9 protein-coding genes are annotated in these 5,856 nt (G+C 33.5%); 4 read left to right on the forward strand and 5 right to left on the reverse strand.

Features of this window, described 5'->3' with window-relative positions:
- Positions 1-86: 86 nt before the first annotated feature.
- Positions 87-722, reverse strand: a complete 636-nt coding sequence (locus ACEWK1_RS27170; protein ID WP_121662419.1) for a hypothetical protein — start codon at positions 720-722, stop codon at positions 87-89.
- Positions 723-935: 213 nt separating this feature from the next.
- Here ACEWK1_RS27170 and ACEWK1_RS27175 point away from each other — a divergent pair, with 213 nt between their 5' ends.
- The gene (locus ACEWK1_RS27175; RefSeq protein ID WP_121662420.1) at positions 936-1,715 is read left to right on the forward strand and encodes a hypothetical protein; all 780 of its coding nucleotides are present in this window, start codon (positions 936-938) and stop codon (positions 1,713-1,715) included.
- Between the two features lie 71 nt (positions 1,716-1,786).
- Here ACEWK1_RS27175 and ACEWK1_RS27180 read toward each other — a convergent pair whose 3' ends face one another.
- Complete coding sequence (locus tag ACEWK1_RS27180) at positions 1,787-2,068, reverse strand: hypothetical protein (RefSeq protein WP_121662421.1); 282 nt, start codon at positions 2,066-2,068, stop codon at positions 1,787-1,789.
- 147 nt (positions 2,069-2,215) lie between these two features.
- On the opposite strand from ACEWK1_RS27180, the gene ACEWK1_RS27185 reads away from it, so the two are divergent.
- Positions 2,216-2,407 carry a hypothetical protein gene (locus ACEWK1_RS27185; protein ID WP_212134151.1) on the forward strand — a complete coding sequence of 64 codons (192 nt, stop codon included), beginning with the start codon at positions 2,216-2,218 and terminating at the stop codon, positions 2,405-2,407.
- A 46-nt stretch (positions 2,408-2,453) separates the two neighbouring features.
- On the opposite strand, the gene ACEWK1_RS27190 is transcribed toward ACEWK1_RS27185, so the two are convergent.
- On the reverse strand, positions 2,454-3,500 hold the full coding sequence (locus ACEWK1_RS27190) for an aldose epimerase family protein (protein ID WP_212134153.1): 1,047 nt from the start codon (positions 3,498-3,500) through the stop codon (positions 2,454-2,456).
- 143 nt (positions 3,501-3,643) lie between these two features.
- Entirely contained in the window at positions 3,644-4,423 is a 780-nt protein-coding gene (locus tag ACEWK1_RS27195; protein WP_121662424.1) for an alpha/beta fold hydrolase, read from the reverse strand.
- 261 nt (positions 4,424-4,684) lie between these two features.
- On the opposite strand from ACEWK1_RS27195, the gene ACEWK1_RS27200 reads away from it, so the two are divergent.
- Positions 4,685-4,903: an alpha/beta-type small acid-soluble spore protein gene (locus ACEWK1_RS27200; protein WP_121662425.1), complete on the forward strand. Its 219-nt coding sequence runs from the start codon at positions 4,685-4,687 to the stop codon at positions 4,901-4,903.
- A 132-nt stretch (positions 4,904-5,035) separates the two neighbouring features.
- Complete coding sequence (locus ACEWK1_RS27205) at positions 5,036-5,218, forward strand: hypothetical protein (protein ID WP_121662426.1); 183 nt, start codon at positions 5,036-5,038, stop codon at positions 5,216-5,218.
- A 39-nt stretch (positions 5,219-5,257) separates the two neighbouring features.
- Here ACEWK1_RS27205 and ACEWK1_RS27210 read toward each other — a convergent pair.
- On the reverse strand, positions 5,258-5,856 hold a 599-nt coding region (locus ACEWK1_RS27210; RefSeq protein WP_416636840.1), incomplete at its 5' end, for a CAP domain-containing protein.

Genomic DNA, 5,856 nt, shown 5'->3' on the forward strand with positions numbered 1-5,856 from the left:
TTTTTATTCATTACTTGAAAAAAAGCTAGAATCTTTTTGAACATTAGTAATTAAAAATACCCCCCTTTTAAAGGGGAGCTCTATAATTATTCCAAATCAAACTCTGATAGAGAGTCCATATGACTTGCTATCATAGCAATAATTGTACTTGCTTCTTCTTTACTAAAGATAAAGTTTGTTTCATCTTTAATCATATCATCATCGTCAGTTTTAATACGGTTTATTCGACGGAGAACTCCATCACCTGTTTCTTGGACAACACCAAACTGATAAGTAACTTCAACTTCATCTTCATAAATAAAGGCTGTAACTTCAGGTGTTTCCCACTCAACATCAATTTCTTCGAATATGTCCGAATCCTCGTCATCATCAAATTCATCATCTGAGTATATAACATCATCGAAGTCATCGTCATTCGTATAAAGATGGAAGCTTTCATGCACCGCATCAATGATATCTTCAATATCTCCAAGTATTGTTCTAGATGTTTGCTCGTACTCTAGGTCAAACGTTTCAATATAAAATTCTTCATTGTGAGGATCAAAAAACAACGTACAGAAATAATCACGATCATCATCCTCTGTTTCAACAAAGAACTCAATACGCGGATGCTTTGCTCCTCGATCAATTGACATATGCCCTTCTTGGTCATATTTTTCACAAATTGACTCCAAATGGTCCTGTAATTCACTACTTACACGATCAAACCATTCCATACTCATTTTTACCCCACCTTTTACTCTGATTTCTATTTTACTATTCCCTACTTTTTTGAAAATTTTCCTATTTTTTTATTTTTGAGTAAATTAGAAGCTCGCTTGAGCATAACTAGTAGTTAGCTTAACGAAAAAGTTTAAAGAATATAGATCAAAAAGCTGGGTACCGGCATATGATGTTAACATCATCTATTAAACTGACTGAAAGGAGTGAGTTTTTTGGTTTATATAAAAAACGATCAACATCCTTTACTATATAAACATTCAGCAAACGTTAAGGCTACATCAAACCAAGACTCTTATCGCAGGAACTATTTACATGAATTTATTCAATCTCAACAAAACATAAATTCTCAATTAAAGAATGCTTCAACACAAGTAAATACACTTGTTCATGAAACAAAAGTTGAGCAAAAGCATCATTTTGACCAATTATCAAGAAAATTAGAAAATCAAGAAGAAAGAACAACCCCTCTGCTAGATAACATCCAAAAGCAAGAGGAAGCCTATAAAGTTTTACTCGAAAGATTTGAAGCAATCGAAATGTTTAATCAAGAGTTGTTAAAAAAGCATGAAGATGAAGGCCTGCTTAATCAAGCAATTGTTGATCAATTAACCATTCAAGATACTGCCGTTCAAAACTTATCAATTAAGTTAGAAAAATTTGGTGAAAATCATGATGACCTTAATGATAAATTGGCTGAACAAAATGAGATTAACGAACAAATCTTAAAGACAGTCGAAATTCAAGAAGCATTCCACAAAACAATACTACAAAAACTTGAACAGCAAGAAGCAATCAACCTAAAAACTTCACGGGATGTAGATAGCTTAAAAGCAACATTATTCGAACGAATTAGCTATGTTATTGACAAAATTGAAGAAAATTACCGGCATGTAACAGGATTTATTAATCAATTCTTTACGAAAACTCACATCATTCAAAAAAAACCAGTGGAGACTGAAAACAAACAAAAAGAATCAACGCTAAATAAATAGCAGAAAACTGATTTCATGTAAGTAGTAACACCTTACATGAAATCAGTTTTTTAATTATGATGCACTTAATTCTAACAGTCTGAATGTTCGCCATATATCATATTCATCATTTCATGTGAGGCATCATCTGAAACACTTTCATAGTCCTTTGCAAAATGCTTCAAGCTATCGCAAAATCCAACGTTATCTTGACCTACACCTTCTGACCAGCTAACAAAGTTGTGATAATCCTGAAGTGGGTCATAAGATTCAAAGTTAGCTATAACATCACTTGAACCAAGTGTTGTTACTTCAATGCCTTTATAAGTTTCTGGATGATGTTCATCATATTTTACACATGCATAAAAAATCATCTTATCTGTCCCTTCACAAATTGTCATATACCATAGTTTGGTTAGTAACAAGTGAAAATATGCCATCTAATCATTTTTATAAAGTATGAGTTGCCATTACCTAAAAAGGAAAAAATAATAATGTGAAACCATTAATGGAGGGAAATCATGTCAAAAAAGTATCCTAGTTTTGTAAAGAGTGAATTTTTTGTAGATGAACCTGGTAATTGGCACTTAAAAGAGGGTGCACCAGATGAAATGAAAAAAGAGTTAAAAGAATATGTGGAATCATTAAATGCGATTCAAGATGAACCAGGAACAATTGACAGTATTCATGTTCCATACCCTTATAGTGATTAACAAGAAGAAGACCGCAATCATATGATTACGGTCTTCTTCTTCATTATTATAGTACTGAAAAAGAATAAGTTGTAGATGTTTTATACTCATCATTAACATCTAAGACGCAAGGAGAGAAATGCGGAAAGTGTATTGAATCTGGCAGCCCTTGAGTTTCTAGGCAAATACCTAGATATTTTCTTGCTTGAGTGCCTCTTATTACAAAGGAGTCGTCCATCATATTACTTGTATATATAACAACGCTTTGTTCATCAGTTTCCACTGTTAATTTTCTCCCACTTTGTTCTTCAACTAAAGTGATTTCTTCATTATGATGATCGTCTAATAAAAATGGATGATCCACACCATTACCCGCTATTTGTATTTGTTGGTGATTTCCCTCAATCGCTTCCTTTATAGCTTTACTATTTCTGAAGTCAAATGGAGTGTTGCCCACTTCAAGAAATTCCCCTGTAGGTAGTAAGTTTTCACCTAGTTCTAGAAATTGATTACTCTTTAGTTGCAGTTTATGTGATAGGATATCATCTTTTAGATTTCCACTTAAATTAAAATATGTATGATTTGTGAGGTTAACTAAAGTCTTCTTGTCTGATGTAGCACTGTATGAAATCTTCAGCTCGTTATTATTAGTTAAAACGTACGTTACATGTACGGTCAAGTTTCCAGGATATCCATTTTCACCATCTGGACTTAAATAAGAAAACTCAACTCCAACTTCTCCGTCATGCTGAAACTCTTTTGCAGCCCACAGTTTTCTGTCAAATGCCTCTGGTCCACCATGTAAATGGTTATTATTTTCATTTTTCGGTAACGAATACTGTTTACCATCTAACTCAAATTCGGCATTGCCGATTCTACCAGCAACACGACCTACGATTGTTCCGAAATATGGTGAGTCATTTAAATAGCTGTCAATATCATCAAAACCTAGGACAACGTTTTCATAGTTTCCATTTTTATCAGGTACAATGATGTCAGTAATAATACAGCCTAATGTTATACATGTCACTTTCATGCCATGATCATTTTCAAGAGAATAGCTGTATACGTTTTCGCTATTAAGCTCTCCGAAAGTATTTTTAGTTATATTCATTTTTCTCTCTCCCTTAAAACACTTTTTTGTTTTCCCATAAAGATATTATAACACAACTTGTTCATACATCTTTATCTATATAATTAATCATGTATTTTTCGATTCCTGCTAAAAACGGAAATTTTCTTAATCAAGACCAGATATTACTTATTTTTGTTCAGTGTGGCAATAAATGATGAAATCTCTCTATTTGCCGATTTCCATCTTTTCGTTGGCACTTGATGGTTTGTTCTTTTGAAGAAGACAACTCTAAGGTTATTCGTTCTTTTTTTAAAATAAGATAAATATTTATTAATCAAATCAGATCTCGTTCCATACATCAAAAGAATAGGAACGTTAATTTTATGAATATCATTTATCAAATTACTTCTTAATACTACTTGATAGTATTTATACCAAGCACCAGGTTGACATTTCTCCATATGCTGAATAAGCAATTCCCTCAATTTTTTGTTTTTTGTATGACTAATAGCTAACAATTGACCTAAAAGTTTTTGATGGTGTTTAACCATGTACATGCCTGCCTTGTGTTCCCACTGAAATGCTGTATTTATAACTGCTGGATATCCACCAAATAAAATAAGTCCACTTACCCGATTTGGATATGATATACATAAATTTTGAGCAATTACTCCACCGGCAGAATAACCACAAATAACAACCTCTTCCAGATTCAGCTTATCTAATAGTTCAATGAGCTCTTCACTATAATGACGAATTGAGACTTCACTTGATTTTATCCGTGAGCTATCTCCATGCCCTGATAAGTCAGGAACAATGATTCTCATTTTTTCACTAAGTTTCCTTTGGTAATAAAACACGTGGCGCCCCATCCCAGGTGGATGTATAAAAAGTACCGGTGTCCCTTGTCCCAAATCATCATACGCTATTATTTTATTCTCATTTAATTGAACAGTTGGCACTGTATTTCCCTCCTTATAGACGTCTTGTCGTATTATTCCACATTCTTAATTTGTTACCCATCAGGATTGGAAAATATTTCTTTCAATAAAAAAGAATAAATATTGTTTATCGTGCAATATTAAATATCAACAACGATACAGCAAGGCAACAAGGCAGTACATCTTCTTCATTTATCTGGGGTTAACCTAGATGGTTAATGGATTGGTGCAATTCCAACCTAACCCACCAAACAATACATTTATAAAAGGAGATGGATTATCATGGCAAGCAACAGTAACAACAATTCTAACCAATTAGTAGTACCTGGTGCTTCTCAAGCGATCGACCAAATGAAATACGAAATCGCAAACGAATTCGGTGTAGATCTTGGTGGAGAAACAACATCTCGTGCAAATGGATCTGTTGGTGGAGAAATTACAAAGCGATTAGTTTCTTTTTCTCAGCAACAATTAGGCGGAGAAACACGTAACCAGTTTTAATCAAGATAAAAAATAAAATAAATTTGGCTAAGGGCATCGTAAATTACGATGCCCTTTTTAAAATGAATTTAATGAAAAATTTTGAGATGGTTACTCTAAAAGAGAAGTCAAAAAAATTTGGGAGTTGACGTAATGGTAAATGAAAATTTCGATCAATTTATTAAAACTGAAGCAAAACATGAAGCAAAATATTTAGGTTCTACACAACCATCACATGGAAAATATAAAAACATCAGTGAATCAAATACAAGAGGCGAAACGAATGAATCTGTTGGAGCAGTTGGTAGAGACGTTTATGACGAGGAAAATAAATAAAACATAAAAAAATAGGGTCTGACAATCAGACCCTCTAACCTATCTTCCTTTAATAAACATTTGCACCCATGCTCCGTGATAAAAGCCAACACCTATTGCATCAAATTCAGGCTTTAAAATATTTGCTCGATGACCTGACGAATTCATCCATGCATTCATTACTTCTTGAGGTGTTTTCTGACCTTTTGCTATGTTTTCTCCAGCATATGAATAACTAATGCCAAATGTTTTTAACATATCAAAAGGTGATCCGTAGTTAGGACTTGTGTGAGAGAAGTAATTAGAATTAATCATATCTTCCGCTTTCTTTTGAGCTACATTTTTCACATCAGCTCTATGTGTTAATGGCTTTAAACCAGCTTTAGCTCGCTCCTGATTGACCAGTTGGACAACTTGATCTTGGAAGTTGCTTACACTACCTGCAGAAGCCTTTAGGCGAATAACCTCACCAACATGCATGTTTCTTGGCTCAACATTTGGATTTAGTTCCATAAGCTTTTTATAATCTAAGCCATATCTTTGAGCTATGTACCAAAAAGTATCGCCAGGAGAAACTTTGTAAAATTCAAATGGTGGTTCCTTAAATGTTTTAATTTGTCCATAGGACACGGCCGGAGTCGCTAATAAAAAAACAAAAG

The sequence above is a fragment of the Metabacillus sp. YM-086 genome, assembly GCF_048059995.1.
Classification (GTDB): Bacteria; Bacillota; Bacilli; order Bacillales; family Bacillaceae; genus Metabacillus; species Metabacillus litoralis_B.

What these genes read in the sequence shown, in the direction of transcription:
- ACEWK1_RS27170 (WP_121662419.1), bottom strand. Translation starts at nt 722, where the DNA reads ATGAGTATGGAATGGTTTGATCGTGTAAGTAGTGAATTACAGGACCAT.
- ACEWK1_RS27190 (WP_212134153.1), bottom strand. Translation starts at nt 3,500, where the DNA reads ATGAATATAACTAAAAATACTTTCGGAGAGCTTAATAGCGAAAACGTA.
- ACEWK1_RS27180 (WP_121662421.1), bottom strand. Translation starts at nt 2,068, where the DNA reads ATGATTTTTTATGCATGTGTAAAATATGATGAACATCATCCAGAAACT.
- ACEWK1_RS27205 (WP_121662426.1), top strand. Translation starts at nt 5,036, where the DNA reads ATGGTAAATGAAAATTTCGATCAATTTATTAAAACTGAAGCAAAACAT.
- ACEWK1_RS27185 (WP_212134151.1), top strand. Translation starts at nt 2,216, where the DNA reads ATGTCAAAAAAGTATCCTAGTTTTGTAAAGAGTGAATTTTTTGTAGAT.
- ACEWK1_RS27200 (WP_121662425.1), top strand. Translation starts at nt 4,685, where the DNA reads ATGGCAAGCAACAGTAACAACAATTCTAACCAATTAGTAGTACCTGGT.